At 72.0% G+C, this 23609-nt stretch carries 23 protein-coding genes; 13 read left to right on the top strand and 10 right to left on the bottom strand.

Going from position 1 to position 23609, the window contains the following annotated elements:
* Positions 1–128: 128 nt before the first annotated feature.
* The 3 genes from PX701_RS07605 to PX701_RS07595 form a co-directional block, all read right to left on the bottom strand.
* Entirely contained in the window at positions 129–1703 is a 1575-nt protein-coding gene (locus PX701_RS07605; protein ID WP_275505929.1) for an FAD-dependent monooxygenase, read from the bottom strand.
* Between the two features lie 99 nt (positions 1704–1802).
* Positions 1803–2621 carry a DNA/RNA non-specific endonuclease gene (locus PX701_RS07600; RefSeq protein WP_231429191.1) on the bottom strand — a complete coding sequence of 273 codons (819 nt, stop codon included), beginning with the start codon at positions 2619–2621 and terminating at the stop codon, positions 1803–1805.
* Positions 2622–2685: 64 nt separating this feature from the next.
* Positions 2686–3444 (bottom strand): GAP family protein, encoded by a 759-nt coding sequence (locus PX701_RS07595; protein WP_275505928.1) that lies wholly within the window; start codon positions 3442–3444, stop codon positions 2686–2688.
* 121 nt (positions 3445–3565) lie between these two features.
* Here PX701_RS07595 and PX701_RS07590 point away from each other — a divergent pair, with 121 nt between their 5' ends.
* Positions 3566–5431: a cation:proton antiporter gene (locus PX701_RS07590; RefSeq protein ID WP_231429193.1), complete on the top strand. Its 1866-nt coding sequence runs from the start codon at positions 3566–3568 to the stop codon at positions 5429–5431.
* 25 nt (positions 5432–5456) lie between these two features.
* On the opposite strand, the gene PX701_RS07585 is transcribed toward PX701_RS07590, so the two are convergent.
* Entirely contained in the window at positions 5457–5888 is a 432-nt protein-coding gene (locus tag PX701_RS07585; protein WP_231429194.1) for a pyridoxamine 5'-phosphate oxidase family protein, read from the bottom strand.
* A gap of 200 nt (positions 5889–6088) precedes the next feature.
* Here PX701_RS07585 and PX701_RS07580 point away from each other — a divergent pair, with 200 nt between their 5' ends.
* Positions 6089–6352 (top strand): hypothetical protein, encoded by a 264-nt coding sequence (locus tag PX701_RS07580; RefSeq protein ID WP_231429195.1) that lies wholly within the window; start codon positions 6089–6091, stop codon positions 6350–6352.
* Between the two features lie 239 nt (positions 6353–6591).
* The gene (locus PX701_RS07575) at positions 6592–8097 is read left to right on the top strand and encodes an amino acid permease (RefSeq protein WP_231432213.1); all 1506 of its coding nucleotides are present in this window, start codon (positions 6592–6594) and stop codon (positions 8095–8097) included.
* A gap of 2 nt (positions 8098–8099) precedes the next feature.
* Here PX701_RS07575 and PX701_RS07570 read toward each other — a convergent pair whose 3' ends face one another.
* On the bottom strand, positions 8100–10400 hold the full coding sequence (locus tag PX701_RS07570) for an LLM class flavin-dependent oxidoreductase (protein WP_231429196.1): 2301 nt from the start codon (positions 10398–10400) through the stop codon (positions 8100–8102).
* 106 nt (positions 10401–10506) lie between these two features.
* Between PX701_RS07570 and PX701_RS07565 the strand changes: the two genes are divergently transcribed.
* A complete protein-coding gene (locus tag PX701_RS07565; protein WP_231429197.1) occupies positions 10507–10941 on the top strand; it encodes a winged helix-turn-helix transcriptional regulator in 435 nt (144 codons plus the stop codon).
* Positions 10942–11016: 75 nt separating this feature from the next.
* A complete protein-coding gene (locus PX701_RS07560; protein ID WP_231429198.1) occupies positions 11017–11889 on the top strand; it encodes a carbohydrate kinase family protein in 873 nt (290 codons plus the stop codon).
* A 92-nt stretch (positions 11890–11981) separates the two neighbouring features.
* Here the strand turns inward: PX701_RS07560 and PX701_RS07555 are convergent, their stop codons facing one another.
* Entirely contained in the window at positions 11982–12899 is a 918-nt protein-coding gene (locus tag PX701_RS07555) for a DNA-3-methyladenine glycosylase family protein (protein WP_275505927.1), read from the bottom strand.
* A 283-nt stretch (positions 12900–13182) separates the two neighbouring features.
* Here PX701_RS07555 and PX701_RS07550 point away from each other — a divergent pair, with 283 nt between their 5' ends.
* The 3 genes from PX701_RS07550 (at position 13183) to PX701_RS07540 (ending at position 16783) form a co-directional block, all read left to right on the top strand.
* The gene (locus PX701_RS07550; RefSeq protein WP_275506770.1) at positions 13183–14541 is read left to right on the top strand and encodes a pyridoxal phosphate-dependent decarboxylase family protein; all 1359 of its coding nucleotides are present in this window, start codon (positions 13183–13185) and stop codon (positions 14539–14541) included.
* Between the two features lie 317 nt (positions 14542–14858).
* The gene (locus PX701_RS07545; protein ID WP_275505926.1) at positions 14859–15731 is read left to right on the top strand and encodes a flavin reductase family protein; all 873 of its coding nucleotides are present in this window, start codon (positions 14859–14861) and stop codon (positions 15729–15731) included.
* Positions 15728–16783 carry an NAD(P)H-dependent flavin oxidoreductase gene (locus PX701_RS07540; RefSeq protein ID WP_231429201.1) on the top strand — a complete coding sequence of 352 codons (1056 nt, stop codon included), beginning with the start codon at positions 15728–15730 and terminating at the stop codon, positions 16781–16783. Before PX701_RS07545 ends, PX701_RS07540 begins: the two co-directional genes overlap by 4 nt.
* Positions 16784–16789: 6 nt before the next feature.
* On the opposite strand, the gene PX701_RS07535 is transcribed toward PX701_RS07540, so the two are convergent.
* A complete protein-coding gene (locus tag PX701_RS07535) occupies positions 16790–17296 on the bottom strand; it encodes a hypothetical protein (protein WP_275505925.1) in 507 nt (168 codons plus the stop codon).
* Positions 17297–17393: 97 nt separating this feature from the next.
* Here PX701_RS07535 and PX701_RS07530 point away from each other — a divergent pair, with 97 nt between their 5' ends.
* Positions 17394–17933: a YbaK/EbsC family protein gene (locus PX701_RS07530; protein WP_275505924.1), complete on the top strand. Its 540-nt coding sequence runs from the start codon at positions 17394–17396 to the stop codon at positions 17931–17933.
* Positions 17934–17970: 37 nt separating this feature from the next.
* Here the strand turns inward: PX701_RS07530 and PX701_RS07525 are convergent, their stop codons facing one another.
* The gene (locus PX701_RS07525; RefSeq protein ID WP_275505923.1) at positions 17971–18498 is read right to left on the bottom strand and encodes an RNA polymerase sigma factor; all 528 of its coding nucleotides are present in this window, start codon (positions 18496–18498) and stop codon (positions 17971–17973) included.
* A gap of 77 nt (positions 18499–18575) precedes the next feature.
* Here PX701_RS07525 and PX701_RS07520 point away from each other — a divergent pair, with 77 nt between their 5' ends.
* Complete coding sequence (locus PX701_RS07520; protein WP_231429205.1) at positions 18576–18953, top strand: YybH family protein; 378 nt, start codon at positions 18576–18578, stop codon at positions 18951–18953.
* 63 nt (positions 18954–19016) lie between these two features.
* On the opposite strand, the gene PX701_RS07515 is transcribed toward PX701_RS07520, so the two are convergent.
* Together PX701_RS07515 and PX701_RS07510 are read right to left on the bottom strand one after the other, a co-directional pair.
* The gene (locus PX701_RS07515) at positions 19017–19478 is read right to left on the bottom strand and encodes a MarR family winged helix-turn-helix transcriptional regulator (protein ID WP_231429206.1); all 462 of its coding nucleotides are present in this window, start codon (positions 19476–19478) and stop codon (positions 19017–19019) included.
* 4 nt (positions 19479–19482) lie between these two features.
* Positions 19483–20841, bottom strand: a complete 1359-nt coding sequence (locus PX701_RS07510) for a flavin-dependent oxidoreductase (RefSeq protein ID WP_275505922.1) — start codon at positions 20839–20841, stop codon at positions 19483–19485.
* A gap of 199 nt (positions 20842–21040) precedes the next feature.
* On the opposite strand from PX701_RS07510, the gene PX701_RS07505 reads away from it, so the two are divergent.
* The 3 genes from PX701_RS07505 to PX701_RS07495 are packed head-to-tail and all read left to right on the top strand — an operon-like array spanning position 21041 to position 23515.
* On the top strand, positions 21041–21724 hold the full coding sequence (locus PX701_RS07505) for a TetR/AcrR family transcriptional regulator (RefSeq protein WP_275505921.1): 684 nt from the start codon (positions 21041–21043) through the stop codon (positions 21722–21724).
* 59 nt (positions 21725–21783) lie between these two features.
* Positions 21784–22722, top strand: coding sequence for an ABC transporter ATP-binding protein (locus PX701_RS07500; RefSeq protein ID WP_275505920.1), 939 nt, complete (start codon positions 21784–21786; stop codon positions 22720–22722).
* A gap of 10 nt (positions 22723–22732) precedes the next feature.
* Positions 22733–23515: an ABC transporter permease subunit gene (locus tag PX701_RS07495; protein WP_338029111.1), complete on the top strand. Its 783-nt coding sequence runs from the start codon at positions 22733–22735 to the stop codon at positions 23513–23515.
* Positions 23516–23609: the final 94 nt, after the last annotated feature.

Below are 23609 nucleotides of genomic sequence, written 5' to 3'. Positions count from 1 at the left end.
GGGACTACCTCCTTGTAGTGTGGCCCGCGATCGGGGGTCGCGATGCAGGCGATTCTCACCGTGCATCGATGCGAGCGGCAAGCCCCGATCCCGCACACGCGGTGTGCGTTTGCGCACACTCGGCGCGCTCAGCGGGCGTCGGCGAACATCGCGGCGCGCGCCGCATCGAGGTCGGTGCCGAGCCCCGGTGCACGCACCTCGGCCATGACGAACCCGTCGCGACGCACGAGGTACACCCGGTCGTGGCGCAGCCGTGGACGCCCCCGCACCCCGCGGTCGCTCGGGAACACGTGGGGCTCGACGCCGAGCTCGCGCGCGATGCGCAGCACCACCCGCTCGGGCACGCCGTAGCCGTGCAGCTGCCACTGCATCGATCGCAGCACCTCGTAGTTGCCGCCCGTCCACGGCAGCCGCACTCCGACCACCGCCCCGCGACGACGTTCCCGCCGCGATCGGCCCGCGGCCGAGGCATCCGGCACCTCGTACCTGATGCGCGTCTGCGAGAGATAGCCGAACACGCGGCGACCCGCCACGAACGGCAGCAACCGGACCCCGATCGGACCGAGCGCGGGCAGCGCGCGCCCGCGCACGAAGCGCGCGAACCGCGACTCGGACGTGACCTCGCCGAAGAGCCGGTCCGTCGTCGCGACGAGGGTCTCGCCGACCGGGCGGCGCTCGGCCTCGTACCGGTCGAGCCGGGCGTCGGGCATGCCGCCGACGATGACGTCGGCCAGCGCGCACGCGAGGTTGTGCGCCTCCTGCAGGCCCGTGTTCATGCCCTGAGCGCCGACCGGCGAGTGGATGTGCGCCGCGTCGCCGACGACGAAGCACGGCCCCTCGCGGAACCGTGCGGCGAGCCGGTGGTGCACCCGGTAGGTCGTGAACCAGGCGCTCTCGGAGTACTCCACGCCGAACTCGCGGCCGACGAGCTCGCGCACGCGCTCCTCGTGCAGGTTCCCGTCGGCGTCGAGGTCGGCGTCGCGCACGATGCCGAGCAGCCGCATGCGCGTGCCGCCCATCGGGAACGCCAGAATGAAGTGCTCGGTCGTGAAGCGCAGGTTGATCGCGTCGCCGACGAGGCCGGACACGCCGAGCGCGTCGGCGATGTAGTACGTGTACTCGTTCGTGACGCCCTCGAACGCGATGCCGAGCGACTCACGCACCCTCGAGTGCGCGCCGTCGGCACCCACGCAGTACCGCGCGCGAACCGTGCGGCGGTCACCGCCCGGCGCGGTGAGCTCGGCGACGACGGTGGATGCCTCGGCGCCCGCGCCCTGCTCGACCTCGAGGCGCTCGAGGCGATGCCCCCAGAGCACCTCGCGGCCGGCCTCGGCGAGCGCGTCGACGAGCAGCCGCTCGTTGCGGCTCTGCTCGAAGACGGTGATGTCGGGGTAGGGCGTGATGCCGTCGCCGAGTCCGCGGAACGCGACCGTGCCGAACGCCCGACGGCCCGCCCCCGGCGCGATCGCGGCGGCGGGCGCGCGCTCGGCGAGCACGCGGTCGACGAGGCCGAGCTGGTCGTAGAGCTCCATCGAACGGGCCTGCACGCCGAGCGCACGCGACTCGCGGGTGGGGCCGCTCTTGCCATCGACGATGAGCGCGTCCACGCCGAGCTTCGCGAGGCTGACCGCGAGCATGAGGCCGCTCGGGCCCGCGCCCACGATGAGCACGTCGGTCGTGATGGAGCCGCTCGCCGCTTCCATGCCTCCATCGTGGCACCACCCCCCGCCGGCCGAGTAGCACACGACGAAGGAGCACGCGTATCGAGACCCCGCCCGTGGCCTCGGTTCGGCGCTTCGCGCCTACTCGACCGACGATGCGTGCAGCAGCACCTCGTCGAACGACTCGATGCGCCGCCAGCCGGCGGCGATCGCGGTCGGCGGAAGCACGTCGGCGGCAATGAGCTCGGGCATCTCGAGGCCGGTCAGCTCCGCGACATCCGCCACGGGAACCTGGAATGTGCGGAACGGGCCGAGCGGCGGCGCCCCGCCGACGACCGGCCGGGCCTCGCTCGTGTCGACGAGCGGCGCCTGGTCGACGATGAACGCGGTCGCGGCGAGCGCGCCACGGGCGTTCCAGGCGACGACCTTCCAGAACCGGAGCGGCACCCGGATGCCTCGGTACTCGGGGTCGCCGGCGGCGAGCACGGGCGCCGTGAACACGCTCAGCCGCTGCGCGGTCGCCTCTGCGTAGGCGAGCACGTGGTCTTCGAGGCCGAGCCAGAGCTCCTTCGACTGGTTGAAGCCCGACGCCTGCGGCGCCGCGTTCGTGTAGTGGAAGGTGTCGGCGTTCGCCCTCGCGGCGACGGCGCGCTCGCCCCACACCGGGTCGCGACGCCGCACGAGATGACCGCGATCGAAGTCGTTGTCGGCGTAGACCACGGGGCCCGCCTGCCAGTCGGCGGGCACCCGGTCGTCGAGTCGCCACTCGTCACCGCCTCGGTCGAGGTCGACGAGCGCCGCACCGTCGACGTTGACGCCCGTGACCCGTGCGAGCCGCCGCGCCGGGTCGAGCACGACCGCGAAGTGCACGTAGTCGAGTTCGACGCACTCGGGGGCGCCCGGCCCGGCCACCCGCGGCATCGGCGCCGCCACCCCCAGGAACGTCGCGTCGAAACCCATGCCACGAGTCGACCACGACCGTCCGACAGCGTGCCGGCGACGCGCGGCCGGCGCGCGATGGGGCTCAGTACCCGACCGTGCCGCCGAACAGGCCGAGCGCCACGACGGACTCGCGGGCGAGCAGGAAGCCGATGATGCCGACGATCCACCCGGTCAGGTCGGCGGCACTGCGTTCCATCCAGGCGCCGAAGCGTTCGAGCGGACGCTCGATCGCTCGCGCCGCCACGATGCGCAGCACGAGCAGCACGAGCGCAGGCAGCACCATGACGAGGCAGTACCCGGCGAGCACGAGCAGGCGCGCGCCCGCGTCGAAGTCGGAGGTCGAGAGCAGGCCGATGCCGATCAGGTAGGGCAGCATCGAGGCGACCTCGACCGCCGCGGCCGCGATCGCGAGCCCCATGAGCGGCAGCAGGCCGCCCTCGTCGCCCGACACGTCCGTCACGGCCCGCTCGCGCCAGCGCGAGAACCTGCCGGGGCCGCTGCGCTTGCGCTTGCCGCCGATGAAGAACGAGCCGACGAGCAGGCCGGCACCGACGACGAGCTGCCCCCAGAGGAACACGGGCGTCGTCGTGATCGCCGCGAGCTGCGGCAGCGCGGCCGCGGCGACCGTGAGCAGCACGACCCCGACCAGCAGGTAGAAGCCGGCGACGGTCGCGAGGTACGCGAGGATGCGGCCGGGTCGGAGCCGGCCGGGGGCGAGGAGCAGCCAGGTCGGGATGAGGAGGGTGCCGAAGCTCGTCGAGTCGACGAGCGCGAGCAGCGCGAGTGCGCCGAGCAGCGCGGGGCCGGTGAGGGCGGCGGCGCTCAGGAGATCGAGGTCCATCGGCTCAAGGCTGCCGGATGCCTCGGCGCCGACGGATCCCCCGCGCGACGGATATCGCCGCCGACGAGGACCGGACGCCGGTTCGCTGCCCCTCGACCCTCTGCGGGGCCAGAATGGGCGGATGGACCTGCTGCTGGCCGGAGTGCTCGCCCTGCTCGCCATCGCCGCCGCCACCGCGTTCGGGCCGAAGCTCGGGGTGGCGGCCCCGCTGCTGCTCACGCTCCTCGGCCTCGGCATCGGCCTGCTGCCGGTCGTGCCCGCCTTCGAGATCGACCCCGAGTGGATCCTCGCAGGCGTGCTGCCGCCGCTGCTCTACTCGGCCGCCGTGTCGATGCCGACGATGGAGTTCCGCCGCGACTTCTCGACGATCGGCGGGCTGTCGGTCGTGCTCGTCGTCGTCACCTCGGTGCTGCTCGGCCTGCTGTTCGCGTGGCTCATCCCCGACCTCGGCATCGCCGGCGGCATCGCGCTCGGCGCGATCGTGAGCCCGACCGACGCGGTCGCGACCTCGATCGTGAAACGCCTCGGCGTCTCGCCGCGCGTCGTCGCCCTGCTCGAGGGCGAGAGCCTGCTCAACGACGCCTCGGCGCTCGTGCTGCTGCGCGCGTCGATCGCGGGCATCGCCGCCTCGGTGTCGCTGTGGTCGGTCGCCGGCTCGTTCGTCTACGCCGTCGTCGTGGCCGTCATCATCGGCGGGGCGGTCGGCTGGCTCAACCTGCGCGTCCGCGCCCGCGTCTCGAACCCGACGGTGAACACGGTGATCTCCTTCACGATGCCGTTCATCGCGTCGCTGCCGGCCGAGCGCCTGGGTGCCTCGGGACTCGTGGCCGCCGTGGTCGCCGGCATCGTGACGGGACGCGGGGCCGCGAAGTTCCTGAGCCCGCAGCACCGCCTCTCCGACGTGCAGAACTGGCGAACGGTCGAGCTCGTGCTCGAGGGAGCGGTGTTCCTCGTCATGGGACTCGAGCTGACCGCGATCGTCGACGACGTCGAGGCATCCCATGCCGGTGCCTGGCACGCGGCGGGGCTCGCGGCCATCGCGCTCGTGGCGACGGTGCTGATCAGGGCGGCCTACGTCGCCTCGCTGTTCGGCGGGCTCGCGAGGCGCGCGAAGCGTGCGGCGACCATCAAGTCGGTGCTCGACGACCGGGCCAGGGGCATCCCGTCGACGACGCCCGAGCTCGAGCGGCGGCGAGCCGAATACGAGGCGCGGCGCGCGAAGCGCCCACGCCGCGGCGACCCCGAGCCGACGCCCGCGCAGGCCGAACGGTTCCGTGCGATCTTCCGCCGCCGGGTCGCCGACATCGACTACTACCTCGACGAGCGGCTCGGATGGCGCGAGGGCACCATCGTCGTGTGGGCGGGCATGCGCGGCGTCGTCACGCTGGCCGCCGCGCAGACGCTGCCGTCCGACACCCCGAGTCGGTCGCTGCTCGTGTTCATCGCCTTCCTCGTCGCGGTCGGTTCGCTGCTCGTGCAGGGCGGCACGCTGCCGTGGCTCGTGCGCTGGCTCGTGCCCCCACGCGACACGAGTGCCGACGCGGCCGAGCGGCGCGAACTGCGCGGGGTGCTGCGCCGAGCGGCGATGAGCGAACTCGCGGACTCCGACGACCCCGAACTGCGCGCGGTCGCCGAGAAGATGCGCGCGGCCTGGCAGCTGTCGATGGACGCGGGCACCGACGAGCCCGACGGCGCGGACGCGACGGACGCCGTCGAGGCTCGCGCGCCCTCGAGCGGCGACCGGCGTGAACTCGACACGGCCATGATCGCGACCGCGGCCGCGAGCGGCGCCGAGCCCGGCCGGACGGCCCCCAGGGTCGACCCCGAGCAGGTGCGCCGCCTGCGCGTGCGCATGATCGAGGCCGAGCGCGACGCCCTGCTCGACGCGCGCGACGAGGGTCGCTTCAGCGCCGCCGCGCTCAACGCCGCGCTCGAAGGACTCGACGCCGAGCAGATCAGCCTCGAGATCCGGGGCGTCGAAGGCTGACCCTCGCCCCGACCGCCTGCGCGGTTCAGCGATCGGCGGCCGCCCCGGGCGGCAGTTCGAACGCCCGGCCCTGGATGTCGCGGGGGCTGATCCGCACCCAGCGATCCTTCCGGCCTGGCGCCCACGTCGTGATGCCGAGGCGCTCGGCGGCGTCGATCTCACGTTCCTGTTCGAGTCGTGCAGCGCGCCCCTTCACGACCACGCTGAACGCCTCGCCGCCGTCGACGCCGTCCACCTCGAACAGGACGTCCCGCTCCACGGTCATCGCGAGCAGCTTCGTGCCGGGTGCGGTGCGGAACACGATGCTGTGCCGATCCACGCCGTGGTTCACGGGGAACAGGTCCATCTCGCCGCCGGCGTACGTGCCGACCCGGCCGTACGGCGCCTGCTCGATCCGCTCCCAGCACTCGGCCGACCGCATCTCCCGCATCGGCGGGCGCTCGTCGTCGTCGGTCATCTCCGTCCCTCCCTCCCCGCCGAAGCGGACGCCCGGCAGAGCCTGCGGCCTGTCTACCGCTGCGTGCGACCGCCGTCAACACGCAGCGCCGTGACCGGCATGGCTGCGGGAACGTTGGCGCGAACCCGCGTCATGATCGGCGTCGCGGTGCATCTCTTCGGGTAGAGCCATCAGTTCTGCCGTCAGGAAGGGGAAGCGCCATGGCCCACCACCTCGAGTTCGTGTTCGGACCGCTCGGCGAGGAGACCCGCCTGGCCTGCTCCTGCCCGCGGGGCGCCAACCACCTGCGCCCGAACTCCGAGTCGCGCATCGCCGACGAGTTCGACGGCCGACTGGTGGCTGCGGCGGCCGCCGCCACCGTACCGCCGCGCGCCCAGCGCGTGCGGGCGCGTCGGCACGGGCAGCACCGGTCGCGCTTCACCTTCGCCGCAGCGTCCGCCCCGCGCGCGCGACACGCCGCCTGACGCCCGACCGCGGCGGCGAGGCATCCGCCCTCGTGCGCCTGCCGCACCCCCGAAACGCTCGCGCACCCGCCCGGGCCGCGCGTATCGTGTGACCCAGCCGACCGTGACGATGCCGTCCCGGCATCGATCGCGACCGTCTCGGCGGAGGGGGAACCGCGATGACGACCCAGCACGATCACATCCCGGATCACGATCCGGTCGACGACCTCGAGAACACGCGGGAGCGCATCGGCGACGAGATGCTCGCCGTGCAGGACTTCTCGAACGAGGAGCACGGCTACCACAAGAGCCTCAAACCCCGGCAGATCCAGATGATCGCGATCGGCGGCGCGATCGGCACGGGCCTCTTCATGGGCGCCGGCGGGCGGCTCAACAGCTCGGGCCCGTCGCTCCTGATCGTCTATGCGATCTGCGGGTTCTTCGCCTTCCTGATCCTGCGCGCGCTCGGCGAGCTCGTGCTGCACCGACCCTCGTCGGGCTCGTTCGTCTCGTACGCGCGCGAGTTCTACGGCGAGAAGATGGCGTACACCGCGGGCTGGCTCTACTTCCTGAACTGGGCGTTCACCTCGATCGTGGATGTCACGGCCGCAGCCCTCTACGTGAAGTTCTGGGGCCAGTACTTCCCGGCGCTCGAGGCGATCCCGCAGTGGGTGATCGCCCTCGTCGCGCTCATCGTGGTGCTCTCGCTCAACCTCGTCTCGGTGAAGATGTTCGGCGAGATGGAGTTCTGGTTCGCGCTCATCAAGGTCGCCGCGCTCATCGCGTTCCTCGTCATCGGCGTCATCTTCATCGTCTTCATCGGGCAGACCGACGTCGGCCCGACCGGGTTCAGCGTGATCGCCGACAACGGCGGGTGGTTCCCGACGGGCATCATCCCGCCGATCCTCGCGATCTCGGGCGTCGTGTTCGCCTACGCGGCGATCGAGCTCGTCGGCACCGCCGCCGGTGAGACCGCCGAGCCGCGCAAGATCATGCCGAAGGCGGTCAACACGGTCGTGCTCCGCATCGCGGTGTTCTACCTCGGCTCGATCCTGCTGCTCTCGCTGCTGCTGCCGTACACCGTGTACCAGGCCGACGAGTCGCCGTTCGTGACGTTCTTCTCGCACATCGGATCGCCGGAGGCGGGCGCGGTCTCTGCGTCGGTGATGAACTTCGTCGTGCTCACCGCGGCGCTGTCGTCGCTCAACGCCGGCCTGTACTCGACCGGGCGCATCCTGCGGTCGATGGCGGTCAACGGCTCGGCGCCCCGTTTCACGGAGCGCATGAGCAAGAGCGGCGTGCCCTACGGCGGCATCCTGCTCACCGCGGTCATCACGCTGTTCGGCGTCGGGCTCAACGCGCTCGTGCCGTCGGAGGCGTTCGAGATCGTGCTCGAGGTCGCGGCGGTCGGCATCATCGGAGGTTGGGCGACGATCATCCTCTGCCAGATGAAGCTCGCGAAGTGGGCGAAGGAGGGGCGTCTCGAGCGGCCGTCGTTCCGGCTGTGGGGCGCCCCCTGGACCGGGTACCTCACGCTCGCGTTCCTCGCGTTCGTGCTCGTCACGATGGCGTTCTCGCCGACCGGGCGATGGGTGCTGATCTGCAGCCTCGCGCTCATCCCGCTGCTGGTCATCGGCTGGTTCGCCTTCCGAAAGCGCATCGCCGAGGCGGCGCTCGAGCGCGAGGGGCACACGGGGGCGTTCCCGGTCGTCGCCGAGCGGCCGGCCGTCGACAACCCGCCGAGGTTCGGCAGCAAGGACGAGTAGGCCTACACCCCGACCTCGGTCGCGACGCTCGCGTTGTCCCTGAACAGGTTGCCCGGGTCGACCTCGGCCTTGATGCGGCGCAGCCGCTCGAGCGTCGCGGGCGGGAAGGCGGCGGCGAGCTGCGCCGGCCCGACCTCGGTCTCGAAGCTCAGGTAGGCGCCCGACATGTGCGGGGCGAGCAACTCGTCCCAGGTCTCCGAAGTCCGGCGAGCGCGGGTCCCCATCGCGACGACCGAGAACTCGGCGTCGCGGTGGGCGTAGGCCGTGACATCCGCCGGCACGTCGTGCACCGCACCGCCGGCGGCCCGCACCTGGAAGAAGTAGCTCGCCCCCGTCTCGAGGAACCGCGCGACGTCGCGGGCGAACTCGGGCGTGAAGCGCCCGATGAGCCCCGTACGCGAGAGCGGCTCGCCCTCGGCGCTGTGGCTGCCGTCGCCCGCGTTCGAGATGATCGCGCGGTAGCTCGTGAGCCGCACGTCCTGACCGATGAGCGGGGCGGCGTCGGCGATCGGCTGCAGCCGGGCGAGCACGCTGTCGGCGTCGTCGGAGTCGACGACCGTCATCACGTGCGCGATCGGCGGCCTGCCGCCGCCCGCGGGCTGCACGAGCAGGAAGCTCGTCAGGTCGCGCGGCGCGTCGACGACCCAGTCGCTCCACGCGAGGAGGAATGCCTCCGTGTCGCTCGCGTCGAAGGTGAGCTGCGCGAACGCGACCGTGCCGACCTCGTCGACCTCGAACTCGAAGGCCGTCGCGATGCCGATGTTCGCACCCGCGCCGCGCACGGCCCAGAACAGGTCGGGCCGTTCGTCGGCGCTCGCGCGCACGACGCTGCCGTCGGCGAGCACGAGTTCGACCGCGCGCAGGTGGTCGATCGTGAGGCCGTGCTCGCGTACGAGCCAGCCGATGCCGCCGGCCGTCGCGAGTCCGCCGACGCCGACCCCGCCGTAGTCGCCCGAGCTCAGCGCCCAGCCGTGCGGTTCGAGGGCGGCGGCGACGTCCTTCCAGCGGGCGCCCGGTTCGATGCGCACCAGCCGGGATGCCTCGTCGAGCACGTCGATCGCGCGCATGCGCGAGAGGTCGATGACGATGCCGCCGTCGTTCGTCGAGCGGCCGCTGATGCCGTGCCCGGCACTGCGGATGCCGAGCGGCACGTCGGGGTTCGCGCGTGCGAACGCGACCGCGTCGACGACCTCGGCGGTCGTGGTCGGCTGCAGCACGAGTCCGGGGTCGCCGCCGCGCAGGTAGGTCGAGCGCACGCGCGCGAACCTCGCGTCGCCCGGTTCGATCGCGGATGCCGCGAGCGAGGCGGGCACGGCGTCGTAGTCGATTCCGTCGCGGCGCTTCGCGAGCGACGCGGTCGAGCGGATCACGGCGGCCGAGGCATCCGGCCCGAGCTCCCGCTCGACCGCCTCGCGCAGGGCGGGCGCGACCTCCTCGATGAAGCGCTGCATGCTCGTCGGGTCGTCGCCCGCGAGGATGAACGTGTCGGCCCCGTCGTCGACGACGAAAGGCAGCAGCTGCTCGACCCAGTCGGCGGGCGCGCCCTCGATCGCGCCGCCGCGGCGCCGTACGTCGACCCCGCCTCCCGCGCCGTTCGTGAACCGCCCGGCGACGTTGATGAGCCGGCGGATCTCGGCCGGGTTGCGCCCGGCCTTCAGTGCGGCCTCGTCGATGCGTGCGGCGCCGTCGGCGTAGTCACCGGGCTGCAGGTACGCGAGCGAGGGCAGCCAGCCGTCGCCCGCGCGGCCGATGAGGCGCAGCATGCGGGGCTTGAGCGCGCCGATCCAGATGGGGATGTCGTGCGCCGGCGCCGGCCCGCGCTTCGCGCCGTCGACGTGGTAGTACTCGCCCGGCACGGTGAAGCGGTCGCGGTTGCCGGCGTCCCAGGTGCCGCGGATGATGCGGATCGCCTCGTCGAGTGCCTCGACCGCCTGGCCGGGCGTGAGTCGGCGACCGCCGATCGCGGCGATCGCGTCCCAGAAGCCGCCCGCGCCGAGGGCGAGCTCGAAGCGGCCGCCGCTCAGCAGGTCGAGGCTGGCCGAGGCGCGGGCGAGCACGGCGGGCTCGCGCTGGAGCGGCACGTTGAGCACGTTGCCGGCGACGTGGATGCGGCTCGTGCGCGCGGCGACCCAGCTCATGAGCGTCCACGTGTCGTGGAACGCCGGCTGGTACGGGTGGTCCTGGAAGGTCACGAGGTCGTAGCCGAGCGTCTCGCTGAGCTCGGCGAGCCGCACCGCCTGCTGCGGCGGGTCGTTGACGGGCGTGACGAAGGTGCCGAACTGCAGTTCGCGTCCGTAGTGCATGGTGCTCCGTTCCAGCGGGGGTCGGGTTTCCATCATTCCGGGATGCCGCGACCCGCGCACACAGCAGGTAAGCTGCTTACTCGAAGTAAGTGAAGGAGCGGCGCACATGGAGTATTCCCGCGAGGCCGAGGGCGGCTCGGCCGGGCGTTCGGCCGACGAGCTCGGCGCGCGCCGCTCGGCGCGCCTGCGCGAGCTCGGGCACATCGACGACGAGGCGTGCCGCCGGTTCACCGGCGCGATCGAGTTCGCGGGCCGCAAGTGGAACGCCGCGATCCTGCTCGCGGGAGTGCGCGGCGCGCGGCGCTTCAGCGAGTACCGCGACACCGTGCACGGCATCTCCGACCGGGTGCTCACCGCACGACTGCGAGAGCTCGAGGCCGACGGGCTGATCGAGCGGCACGTGCGCCCGACGACCCCCGTCACGATCCACTACACGCCGAGCACCCGCGCACTCCAACTCATGGAACTGCTGCAGCCCCTCGTCGAATGGCAGCGCGCCGACGACCGGGCCACGCGAGTCACGGGCGCAGAATCCCTCTGAGCCATCCGTTCGACGAATGCGAGCCCGCCGAGACCGACATCGCGCGAGGCGACCGCGTCCGACAGGATGGAGCTCGTGACTGCAAACGTTTTCATCGCCGGCCCGGCGTCCTGGAACCGCATCGTCCTGCTCGACCGGCTGCCCGAGCCGGTGCCGCACATGCAGTTCGCACTCTCCGAACACGAGACCGTCGGCGGCACCTCGGCGGGCAAGGCGCTCGGCCTCGCCGGCCTCGGCCGCCGCCCCGCGTTCTACACGCTCATCGGGGCCGACGCCGACGGCGCTCGCGTATCGGCGGCGTTGCAGGCGGCCGGGGTCGAACTCATCGTCGGGCCGACCGGCGCGACCGAGCGGCACCTCAACCTCATGACCCCCGCCGGTGAGCGCGTGTCGCTCTACCTCTCCTCCCCGGGCGAGGCGTCGGCCGAGTCGCGGCAGGCGACTGAGGCATCCGTGAGCCAGGCGATGGCGGATGCCGCGGCCATCGTGCTCGACCTCGCGCCCGAGGCCGGCCGGCTCATTCCCGCCGCTCGCGCGACCGGCCGTCCGATCTGGACCGACATCCACGACTACGACGGACGGGCGGCGTTCCACCGCCCGTTCATCGAGGCCGCCGACGCCGTGTTCATGAACGCCGACGGCATCGGCGATCCGGTGCCGTTCCTGCGCACCCTCATCGACGGCGGCGCCTCGATCGCGGTGTGCACGCTCGGCGCCGAGGGCGCGGTCGCGCTCGACGCCGCCGGTCGCGAACACCGGGTCGACGCGGCGCCCGTCGACGTGCTCGACACGAACGGCGCAGGCGACGCATTCATGTCGGGAGTGCTCGACGCCACCCTCGACGGAGCCGAGCTGCCCGAGGCACTCGCGGCGGGCGCCCGGCACGCGGCATCCGTGCTGACGACCCGCCACCTGCACCCTGCGCTCGACGCCGTGCTGGGCGGGTAGGCCGTCGAGGAGCGACGAAGGAGCGTGTCGAGACCACTGGCAGTGGTCTCGATCCGGCGCTGCGCGCCTATCGATCGACCCGCGTCGACGAACTAGCGGCCGCGATGGTCGACGAACTCCATGCGCGGGCCGCGGCGCGGCTTGCCGCGAGCACCCGAGTACCCGAGCAGCCGGATGACCCGGTAGCGCTGGCCCGCCCACGGCTCGAGCGCGGCGAGCATCTCGTCGTCGGTCATGTCACGGCCCTCGAGCGCGTGCCCGACGAAGTTCGCGAGGTGGTAGTCGCCGACCGAGACGGCGTCGGCGTCGCCGAGCGCGCGCTGGGCGACCTCGGCGGCCGTCCACGCCCCGACGCCCGTGAAGTGGGTGAGCCGGGCGAACGCGTCGGCGGGTGTCATCGACGCGGCCTCGTCGATGCGCGCGGCGTACGGGGCGAGCGCGACGATCGTGCGCGAGCGCTTCGGGTCGACGCCGGCCCGGTGCCACTCCCAGCTCGGGATGCGTCGCCAGCCGTCGGCCGACGGCGCCACCCGCATCGTGCGCGGCACGGGCCCCGGCGCCGGTTCGCCGAACCGCTGCAGCAGCGCGCGCCAGGAGTCGTGGGCCTGCAGCGTGATCACCTTCTGCTCGAGCACGGCGGGCACGAGCGTCTCGAAGACGCGACCGCTGCGCGCGACCCGCATGCCCGGATTGCGCCGATGCGCGTCGGCGAGCCGCGGCAGCAACGGCTCGAACGCATCGGTCGCGTCGCGCGCCCCCACCAGCTCGGGGGCGGATGCCGCGGCCTCCGCCGCGCCCGGCCCCCAGGCCTCGCAGCGGAACTCGTCGGTGCCGCGCTGCGAGAGCCGCATCGTCGCGATGCCCGAGGGCATCCGCGTCGTGCGCCAGACCGAGCGGTCGGGCGCGGTGGCGAAGCTCGGGTCGCGGGGGCCGCGGCGCAGCGCGCCGACGGTCTGGTGCAGGTCGGTCGGGTGCGGCGCGCGCCAGTCGAGCTCGGCGTCTGCGGTCACCTCTCCAGTGTGCGCCATCCCGCCGACGCGCCCGCCGCGAGGCCGGAGCACCGTGTGCAGGCCGACGCACGGAGCTTGCACAGAATCGCATCGGACAATGGATCGTTGCGCTTCGATCGCGATCTGTGCGAGGAAGTTGCGTGAAACCCCATCAGGGGTGAGACTTGCTCTGCCATTCGAGAGGACAGACATGGGCACCGCACCAGAATCCCCCGCCCGCGCGACCACCGCCGCTTCCGAGCGGGGCGCCGCCGCGGCGTCCTCGTCGATCGACGCGACCCGCATGCACGCCGTCACCGGAGAGACCGAATCGATCGTCGACCTGGTGCTCGACTACTCGCGTCGGCGCCTGCTCTCGACCGACACTCCGCTCGACAAGCCCGAGACCGAGGCCGAGCTGCAGCGCCTGGCCGGCCGCACCATCGACGAGCGCGGCATCGGCGCGAGCCGTGCGCTCTCGATCTTCGAGCACGTGCTCGCGCCCGCGTGCATCACGATCGACCACCCGCAGTACCTCTCGTTCATCCCCGCGGCACCGACGAAGGCCGCGATGGCGTTCGACCTCGTCGTCTCGGCGTCGAGCCTCTACGGCGGCAGCTGGATGGAGGGTTCCGGCGCCGTGCACGCCGAGAACGAGGTGCTCGCCTGGCTCGCGAACGAGTTCGGCCTGCCGACGGGTGCCGGCGGCGTGTTCGTGCAGGGCGGCACGATCGGCAACCTCTCGGCGCTCGTCGCCGCGCGCGAACTCGCCCGCGAGAAGCGCGCCGCCACCGGCGCGCCGATGCCCGCCCGCTGGAAGCTCGTCTGCTCGACCGAGGCGCACTCGTCGAACAAGTCGGCCGCGAAGGTCATGGACGTCGACGTCGTGCTCGTTCCGGCCGGCGACGACGGCATGCTTCGCGGCGACGCCGTGCGCGCGGCGCTCGAAGAGCACGGCGACGACGTGTTCGCGGTGATCGCGACGACCGGCTCGACGAACTTCGGCATCGTCGACGACGTCGCCTCGATCGCCGCGCTCAAGGACGAGTACGACTTCTGGCTGCACATCGACGGCGCCTACGGCCTCACCGGCATGCTCTCGCCGGTCGCCCGTGCCCGTTACGCCGGCGTCGAGCGGGCCGACTCGGTGATCGTCGACCCGCACAAGTGGCTGTTCGCCCCCTTCGACGCGTGCGCGCTCATCTACCGCGACCCCGAGATCGGCCGCCGCGCCCACACGCAGCACGCCGAGTACCTCGACACCCTCACGGGCAAGCCCGAGTGGAGCCCGTCGGACTTCGCGGTGCAGCTGACCCGCCGCCCGCGCGGCCTGCCGTTCTGGTTCTCGCTCGCGACCTACGGCGCCGCCGCTTACCGCGCCGCGATCACGAACTCGCTCGAGCTCGCCCAGCGCATCGCCGACGAGATCCGCACCCGACCCGAGCTGCGGCTCGTGCGCGACCCCCAGCTGTCGATCGTGGTCTTCGAGCGCGAGGGCTGGACGATGGACGACTACGAGCGCTGGTCGGCGAAGCTGCTCGACGAGCAGCGCGCGTTCGTCACGCCGAGCTCGCACGCCGGGCGGCCGAACACCCGGTTCGCGATCATCAACCCGATGACGACGTTCGAGCAGCTGGTCGCGATCCTCGACTCGATGCGCTGAGCGCGCGCGAGCTGCTCGACGCGGGGCCGTTCCGCGCTGAGGTGGGTTCGGCGCGCTGAGGTCGGTTCGAACCCACCTCAGCGCGTCGTACCTGATTCATGGCGGATGCCACGGGCCCTCTCGCTGCGGGTGCTCGAGGTGCTCCGGCTCATCCGCACCCAGGCGGGTTCGGGCCCGAACGCCGGGGCCATCTCGGGGCGGAGTCCGGCGCTGCCTGACCCCCGATCCGCGGTGCCCGCGTCGTCACATACGGCGGCGCGGGCAGCGTGCGGGCGTAGCGTTGAGGCATCCGCGAACCGACCGCCGGGAGGCGAACAATGCCGCGAGCCGATGCGCCCGACCCCGCCGTGAACGACGAGCACCTCGTCATCGAGCCGACCGTGCTCTACGTGGGCACGCCCGTCTACCTCGTCGTCACCGAGAACGCCGACGGCACGGCGAACCTCGCGCCCGCGTCGAGCCATTGGGCGCTCGGGCGCATGCTCGTGCTCGGACTCGAGGCCGACGGCCAGTCGGCGCAGAACCTGCTCGAACGTCCGCAGCTGACGGTCAACTTCCCCGCGGCGAAGCAGTGGCGCGAGGTCGAGCGGCTCTCGGCCGTCACCGGTCGCGACCCGGTGCCCGACGCGAAGGCCGACCAGTACCGGTTCGAGCCGCGCAAGTTCGAGCTCGCGGGGTTCAGCGCGCAGCCGTCCGACCTGGTCTCACCACCGCGCGTGCGCGAGGCGCCGCTGCAGTTCGAGGGCCGAGTGCGCTGCATGACCCCCGGCGTCGACGCCGGGTACTTCATGGTCGAGGTCGAGGTGGTGCGCGTGCACGCCCTGCCCGAGCTCAACGTGCCCGGCACCCAGCACGTCGACCCGCACGCGTGGCACCCGCTCATCTACAGCTTCCGCCACTTCTTCGACCGCGGCGAGCAGGTCGGATGGACGCGCAAGTCGCCCACTGCCGCTTCGCTTCCGGATGTCTCGGGGCGGGCGCAGCCCGAGGCATCCCGCGTCGCCCGTACCCCGCTCGAGGAGCTCGAGCGCTGGGAGAGCTTCGGCGGAACGTGGGCCCTGCGCGAGCTGACCGACGACGGCGCGATCGTGAGCCTGTGCCGGTGCGACGGCGGCGAGGAGGTGTCGCGGATCGTCTCGGCCGATCCGGCGTTCGTGAGCTGGGCGGCCGAACAGGAGGTGCAGTCGTGAGCGACGCCACCCCGGTGCTCTCGACGGCGTGGTCGCGTTCGCTCGGCCTCGCCACGCCGATCGTCAGCGCGCCGATGGGCGGCGTCGCCGGTGGACGCTTCGCCGACGCGGTGTCCCGTGCGGGCGCGCTCGGCATGATCGGCATGGGCAGCGCGGGCTCGGCGGCGAAGCTCACGGCGCAGCGCGCCGAGTTCGAGGCGGCAGGAGGCCGGCGCCCGTTCGGCATCGGCATGGTGCACTGGGGGCTCGAACGCGACCCGGCGATGTTCGACGTCGCGCTCGAGGCCCGCCCGGCGCTCGTCTCGGTCGGCTTCGCAACCCGCTTCGACTGGGTCGACCGCGTGCACGGGGCCGGATGCCTCGCGGCGACGCAGGTCTACACCGCGGCCGAGGCGGTCGTCGCGGCCGATGCCGGGGTCGACGTTATCGTGGCCCGCGGCGCGGAGGGCGGCGGGCACGGCGACCCGCGCATGGGAACGCTCGCCCTGCTCGACGCGGTGCTCGACGCGCTCGACGACCGCCGGGCCGCCGCCGGGGCGACCGGCGCGCACGAGTCGACCGGTCGCTCGGGGTCACCCGCGGTGCTCGCCGCCGGCGGGATCGGCTCGGGTCGCAGCCTCGCGGCGGTGCTCGCGGCCGGTGCCGACGCCGCTTGGATCGGCACCGCGTTCATCGCGAGCCCCGAGGCGCTCACGCCCGAGTCGGCGAAGCCGGTGATCTTCGCCGCGACGGGCGACGACACGGTCAACACGAGCGCGGCCGATGCCGCACTCGGGCTGCCGTGGCCCGACCGCTTCCCCGAGCGGGTCATCCGCAACGACTTCGTCGACGAATGGGAGCACCGCTTGCCCGAGCTGCGCGGCGAGAGCCACGGCGACGGTCTCGACGCGTTCAAGGCCGAGTTCGCACGCGCCAACTCCGCCGGCGAGCACGACCTCGTGCCCTTCGACGCCGGTCAGGGGGTCGGGCTGCTGCGCACGTCACGCCCGGTCGCCGACGTGATCGCGGGGCTCACGCACGAGGCATCCCGGTTGCTCGCCCGCCGGTTCTGAGCGCCGTTACGAGACCGCGTGCCCGGTCTGCTCGTCCGGCGTCCGGAACACCTGCCGCATGTGGTCGCTGTCGAGGAAGTCGGCGATGCCGATCAGGATGAGGCTGAACACGATCTGCTCGGTCACCATCCAGAACGGGAAGAGCCCCGGGATCGCGGCCATCACGAGCGTCACGACCGGGAAGATCTTGCTGAACAGCCGCAGCCGCGAGTACGCCCAGCGGTAGCCCTTCTGCGCCCGCCAGGCGAAGTAGAAGAGCGTGACGGTCATGCCGAGCACGACGAGGATGCGCATCCGCACCGGGAACGCGAGCACCGTGCCGTTGAAGAACAGCACGGCCGCGACGACGAACGCCGCGAGCCCGATGAGCACCTCGAGCGCGAGCAGCCAGGTGATCCACGTGAACGCGCGGCGGGTGCGCGGGTGGCCGACGAGTTCGTCCGCGACCTTCACGCCCGCGGCGCGGCCGCCGGCGATGCGGTCGAGCTTCAAGAGCATCGGCTCGAGATCCATGGTGTTCCCTCCCCTCCGAGGGTACGCGGATGCCTCGGGGCCCGGCATCGATGGGAAGTTCGAGTCCCGCTCCACCGGTCGCCGCTACGCTGCGACCATGCGCTTCGGAACCCTCGACTTCTCACCCGCCGTCGATTCGCCCGAGCTGCTCGCCCCGCCGACCGCCGCCGCACTGGCCGCCGCGCCCGATCGCGACGTGCTCGTCGCGTCGATCGACCCGTCGCTCGCCGACACCGCCGCGTTCTGCGAGCACTACGAGGTCTCGCCCGGCGACGGCGCGAACTGCGTCGTCGTGCAGGCCCGCCGCGGCGACCGCACCTGGTACGCCGCGTGCCTCGTGCGCGGCGCCGACCGGCTCGATGTGAACGGCGCGGTCCGACGGCGCCTCGACGCCCGCAAGCTGTCGTTCGCGCCCATGGACCTCGCGGTCGAGCTCACCGGCATGCAGGTCGGCGGCATCACACCCCTCGGCCTGCCCGAGGGCTGGCCGATCCTCGTCGACGAGTCGGTCGCCGCGCACGAACGCCTCATCGTCGGCGGCGGCAACCGCGACGCGAAGCTGCTCGTGTCGGGCGCGTACCTCGCCGGCCTGCCCGGCGCCGAGGTGCTGCCGATCGCGCTCCCGCTCGCGGGTTGAGGAGCGAGCGCGGCGAGCGTCCCCGCACCCCCCCCGCTCAGCCCGGGTCTGGCTCGACCGCGCGCGACGAGAGCGCGGCGGCCAAGCGCTGGCGCGCCCGTCTGATCCGCTGGCGCACGAGCGCCGGGCTGATGCCGAGCAACTCGGCGATCTCGTTGCCCGATCGATCCTCGAGCGCCGAGAGCACGAGTGGGGTCCGTAGCGGCTCGGGCAGGTCGCCGATCGCGCTGAGGGTCGCGCGAAGGTCGACGCGTGCTTCGATGCGCTCGTCGACCGACGGTGCGTCGACGTGCGACTCGGCGTCGAGCCGGTCGTCGAAGCGCCGCCCGCGGAGGTGGTCGACGGCGGTGTTGCGCGCGATCGCGTCGACCCACGCGCACACCGTGCCCGCGCCGGGGTCGCGCACGCCGTCGATCGCCTTCCAGGCGCGCAGCAGCACGGTCTGCGCGAGGTCGTCGGCGTCGTCGGGATGGATTCCGAGACTGAGCGCGCGACGACGGAGCCGCTGGGGCTCATCGGCGATGAGTTCGAGCAGCGTGCTCTCCTGAGGGGCGGATGAGGGCATCTGTCACATCTCTCGCTCGTCGACGTCTTTCTCGATGACCCGTCCTCCGGGTCACCTACTCGAAGATCGGAGCCTCCATGTCTATTCCCGTCACCGACCTCGGCGCCCTGCCCCTCGCCTTCGCCGAGCGCTTCAACGCCCAGGACCTCGAAGGCCTGCTCGACCTCAACGAGCCCGGCGCGGTGTTCGTGCCGGCCCCGGGCCAGCCGGTCGAGGGCGATGCCGTGCGCCCGGCACTCGAGCAGTTCCTCGCGTTGCGGCTGCCGATCTCGATGCGCACCAAGCACGCGTTCGTCACGGGCGGGACCGGCCTCGTGATGGCCGAGTGGGCGATCGCGGGTGCCGGTCCCGACGGCTCGGAGGTGTCGCTCTGGGGCATCACGGCCGACGTCGCCCGGTACGACGAGCAGCACGGCTGGCGGTACGTGATCGACAACCCGTTCGGCACCGTCTGAACCTGTCGCCGACCGAGCGCGTCCGCCGAGCGTCGTCGGCGGGGCCACTTCCGCGCGAGGCGCTCAGCCTCGCGCCGCCTCCTGCACGACGTCGCGCAGGCGCTCGAGCGCGGGCAGTGCGACGGCGAGCGCCGCACGGTCGGCGTCGTCGAGCCGGGCGAGCGATGCGACGAGGATCGCCTCGCTCGCCCGGTCGAACCGGTCGAAGAGCGAGAGCGCCCGCGTCGAGGCCCGCACCTCGACGCGGCGCCGGTCGGTCTCGGGCACTTCGCGGGTCACGAGCCCCGCCGACTCCATCGCCTTCAGCAGGTTGCTCACGGTCGGCCGGCTGAGGCCGAGCTCGGTGGCGAGCTCCCCCGGCGATCGCATGACGCCGCGCGGCAGCGCGCGCAGCACCTCGATGTGCGCGTCGGGCAGGTCGGGCAGGTGCGCGGCCGTGCGGGCGGCCTTGAGCAGGCCGCGCCGCAGCGGCGACACGATCGAGCCCAGCCGCGCGAGCTCCTGTGCCGGCTGTCCCTCGGTCATCCGTTCAGTCTGCCATCGGCGGCGCCGACTCGGGCGTGAGCGACGCTCGCTCGTTGAGCGCGGCGGGGTGGAAGCCGGCGGTGCGCTTGTAGCCGTCGGCGATCTCCTGCAGCTCCTCGGCGGGGATGACGTCGTGGATGTCGGCGAACCCCTCGGGCGCGCGGTCGTAGGCGAGCTGCATGACCTTCTCGGGCCCGAGCTGCCGGGTCATCTCGAGCAGCCGCGCGGTCGTGGGACGGCGGTCGGCCTCGTAGGCCGCGAGGGCGCGGCGCACGGCACCGGCACGCGCCTCGGCGTCGGTCGAGACCTCCGGACCGGATGCCTCGTTCGCGAGGTGGAAGGCGAGCGTGCGCCCGTCGATGATCGCCTGCGAAGCGCCGTTCGACCCGTTCGGGTACATCGCATGCGCGGCGTCGCCGATGAGCGTCGATCCGCCGAAGGTCCACTGCGGCAGCGCGTTCCGGTCGACCATCGGGTACTCGAGGATCTCGTCGGCGGCAGCGATGACCGCGGGCACGTCGAGCCAGTCGAAGCTCCAGTCGGCGAAGAGCCGTTCGATGGGGCCCGCGTCGACGGCGTGGTTCCAGTCGGCGGTCTCGTCGACGCCCTCGGGCGCTCGGCGCTCGGCGATGAAGTTGAGGCGGGTGGCGCCCGCGTCGGCGCCGGGGGCGACGAGGGGGTACGAGACGAACTTCTGCTCGCCGTCGCCCGCCATGATCATGGTGCGGCCGTCGAGGTAGGTCGGCACGGTCGCGGTGCCCCGCCAGAGGATGAGGCCGTTCCACACGGGGCCGCCCTCGTCGGGGTAGGCCTGGGCGCGCATCGCCGAGTGGATGCCGTCGGCGCCGATGACGACGTCGGCGGCGACCTCGAACTCCTCGGGCCGGCCGTCGCCGCCCTCGCGCACGAACTTGGCGAACTCGGCGTGGCCGGCCACCCGGGCGACGGGCGAGTCGGTCTCGAGGTGCTCGACGCCGACGAGCCGGCAGCCGAGGCGGATCGTGTCGGGCCCGAGGCGGCGCTCCACCTCGCGGGCGAGCAGCAGCTGGAACTCGCCGCGGTGCACCGAGAGCTGCGGCCAGCGGTAGCCGGCGCCGAGGCCGCGGGGCTCCGACCAGATGGGCTGCCCGAAGCGGTTGTAGTACGAGAGGCGGCTCGGCGGCACGCCGATCGAGGCGACCTCATCGGCGAGGCCGAGCTCGGTGAGCTCGCGCACCGCGTGCGGCAGCAGGTTGATGCCGACGCCGAGCGGCTTGAGCTCGCGCACGCGCTCGTAGACGGTGATGTCGCGGAAGCCCGCGCGGTGCAGGCTCAGGGCAGCGGCGAGCCCGCCGATGCCGGCCCCGGCGATGACGATCTTCAACATGGCCTCCTTGTCATGGGCGCGCCTCGGTCGCAGGGGTGCGGTCTCGTCGGGAGCGTGCAGATAGTTTTGCAACAAAACTCTTTCTCCGCAAGCGCAGTCGGCACCGATCCGAGCGTGTGCCGATACCTCTCGCCGGGCAGGAGCGAGCCCTTGCGCGCGCATTGAACAAACGTTTAGTATATTGAATGTGCGTTCAATGCAGCAGGATCTCACGACGCGGGCGCGGATTCGTGATGCCGCGGTGCTCCTGTTCGGCCGCGACGGGTTCGAGCGCACCAGTCTGCGCGCGATCGCCAAGGCAGCGGGGGTGAGCCCCGGTCTCGTAATCCACCATTTCGGCTCGAAGGACGCGCTTCGCACTGCCTGCGACGAGTTCGTGGTCAGTGAATTCATCGGCCGGAAGGATGAGCTCCGCACCGGCGACCCGTCAGCGGCGATGCAGCGGTGGCTTGACGATACGGAGAAGCATCGACCGCTGATCGACTACGTGTCGCGAATGCTGACCGAGCCCACATCGGCCGCCGACGAACTGTTCGACGCGTTGCTGGCGGGCACGACCTCGCTCGTGGATGAGCAGGTCGCGGCCGGCATCATGCGGGTCCCGGCCGACCGCGAGGTGACCGCGCTGTACCTGACCATGTACGGGGTGGTGCCTCTGGTCATGCAACGCCAGCTCGCTCGCTCCCTCGGCACCGACGTCGTGGATGCTGCAGCTCTTCGCCGATCGACGATCCCGATTCTCGAGCTCTACACGAACGGTCTCTACGCGGACGACCGATTTCTCGTCGCGGCGCGTGATGCACTCGGGCGGAGCGCGGGACCACGCTCGGACAAGGGGGAGAACGACCCGAACCAGGACCCGGACCCGCCGCGCGGGTAGGCGTCCCGAGGTTCGATTCTTCGTTCGATTCTTCATTCCCCTTGAAAGGAGCACGGGCGATGACCCCTGCTATCCAAACAGTTGATCTACACAAGCGATACGGCAACAAGACCGCCGTGCACGACCTCACCCTGACCGTCGAGCCGGGCACGGTGTTCGGGTTGATCGGGCCGAACGGCGCCGGGAAGACCACGACGCTCCGCATGCTGCTCGACATCATCCGTCCCACCTCCGGCACCGCGACGGTGCTCGGCCAGCCTCCGCGAACCGGTGGGCCATCACTCCGTCGGCGGATCGGGTTCGTGCCGGGCGAACTCCGTCTCGAAGGACGAGTCCGTGGTCGTGCGCTCCTTCGTCACTTCGCCGAGATCAGCGGCCCGGTCGCACCCGGCGTCATCGATGGGTTCGCCGACCGGCTCGGCGTTGACCTGAACCGTCAGGTCCGCACGCTCTCGAAGGGAAACAAGCAGAAGCTCGGCCTCATCCAAGCGTTCATGCACCGCCCCGAGCTGCTCGTCCTCGACGAGCCGACGAGCGGGCTCGACCCGCTCGTGCAACGCGAGTTCTTGAGCATGGTGCGTGAGGCTCGAGCCAACGGGCAGACCGTCTTGCTCAGCTCGCACGTGCTGAGCGAGATCCAGCAGACCGCTGATCATGTCGCGGTGCTCGCCGAGGGACGTATCGTCGCAGAGGGTGATGTCGCCTCCCTGCGGCTCGGCCGCATCCGGCGGATCCGCGCCAGTGTCGACGGGGTGCCCGCAGCGGTCCTCGAAGCCGAGCTCCGCGTGCTCGGTCAGGTCCGCGACCTGATCGTGAACGGTGACGGTATCGTGCGGATCGGTGCGACCGTCGATGGTGACATCGATCCCGTCGTGAAGCTGCTGGCCTCCCACCACGTGCTCGACCTCGCTGTCGAGGAACCGGACCTCGAGGAATCGGTGCTGCGACTGTACGGCGCTGAAGCCAACGGGCCGATGGAGGAGGTGCACGGTGCGTAGCATCCTGCCGGTGTTCCGTCGCTCTCTGGCCGACTCCTGGCGGAGCTTGCTCGCCTGGAGTCTCGGGGTCGCCGCGGCCCTGTTCATGTACCTGCCGTTGTTTCCCAGCATCGGCGGCGACGGTGAGATGCAGCAGATCATCGACAGCATGCCACCCGAGCTCGTGAAGACGCTCGGGTACGAACAGATCTCCTCCGGTCCCGGCTATGCGCAGGGCACGTTCTACGGACTGATCGGGTTCCTGCTGCTCGTGATCGCCGCAACGTCCTGGGGATCCTCGGCGATCGCCGGCGCTGAGGAAGCCGGGCGACTCGAACTCACCCTCGCACACGGGGTCGGCCGAGCGCAGTACGCCTTCGAGTCAGCACTCGCCGTGCTGGTGCGGCTAGCGTGGCTCGGCCTGTTCGGCGCGGCGATCGTCGTGATGTTGAACGAACCGTCGGAGCTCGGCATCGAGTCCGGGCACGTCGCGGCCGTCACGGCGTCGCTGGTCGGGCTGGCGTTCCTGTCCGCCGCGGTGGCGCTCCTCGTCGGCGCGTCGACCGGGAGGAAGATCCTCGCGACCGCGGCCGGTGCCGGCATCGCCGTTCTCGGGTACGTCGCGAACGCGATCGCGAATCAAGTCGCCGACGCGGACTGGGTGCGAGCGGTGTCCCCGTACTCCTGGGCGTATCACGAGTCCCCGCTCACCGAGGGCGCCGACTGGGGTGGGCTCGGCTTGCTCTGGGGAATCAGCATCCTGTTCGTCGCCGGCGCGACGTTCGCCCTGAGCCGTCGGGACGTCACCGGATGATTGCGCGGGGCGCAGCGAATGCTGCGCCCCGCCCCTAGGGCGTGTCTCCTAATGCGCCTGCGGCATGATGTGGATGTGGAGCGCCTCGTAGACC

It is taken from the genome of Agromyces chromiiresistens, assembly GCF_029167465.1.
In the GTDB taxonomy this organism is placed as follows: domain Bacteria; phylum Actinomycetota; class Actinomycetes; order Actinomycetales; family Microbacteriaceae; genus Agromyces; species Agromyces chromiiresistens.
This window is presented reverse-complemented; position numbering and strand designations above follow the sequence as displayed.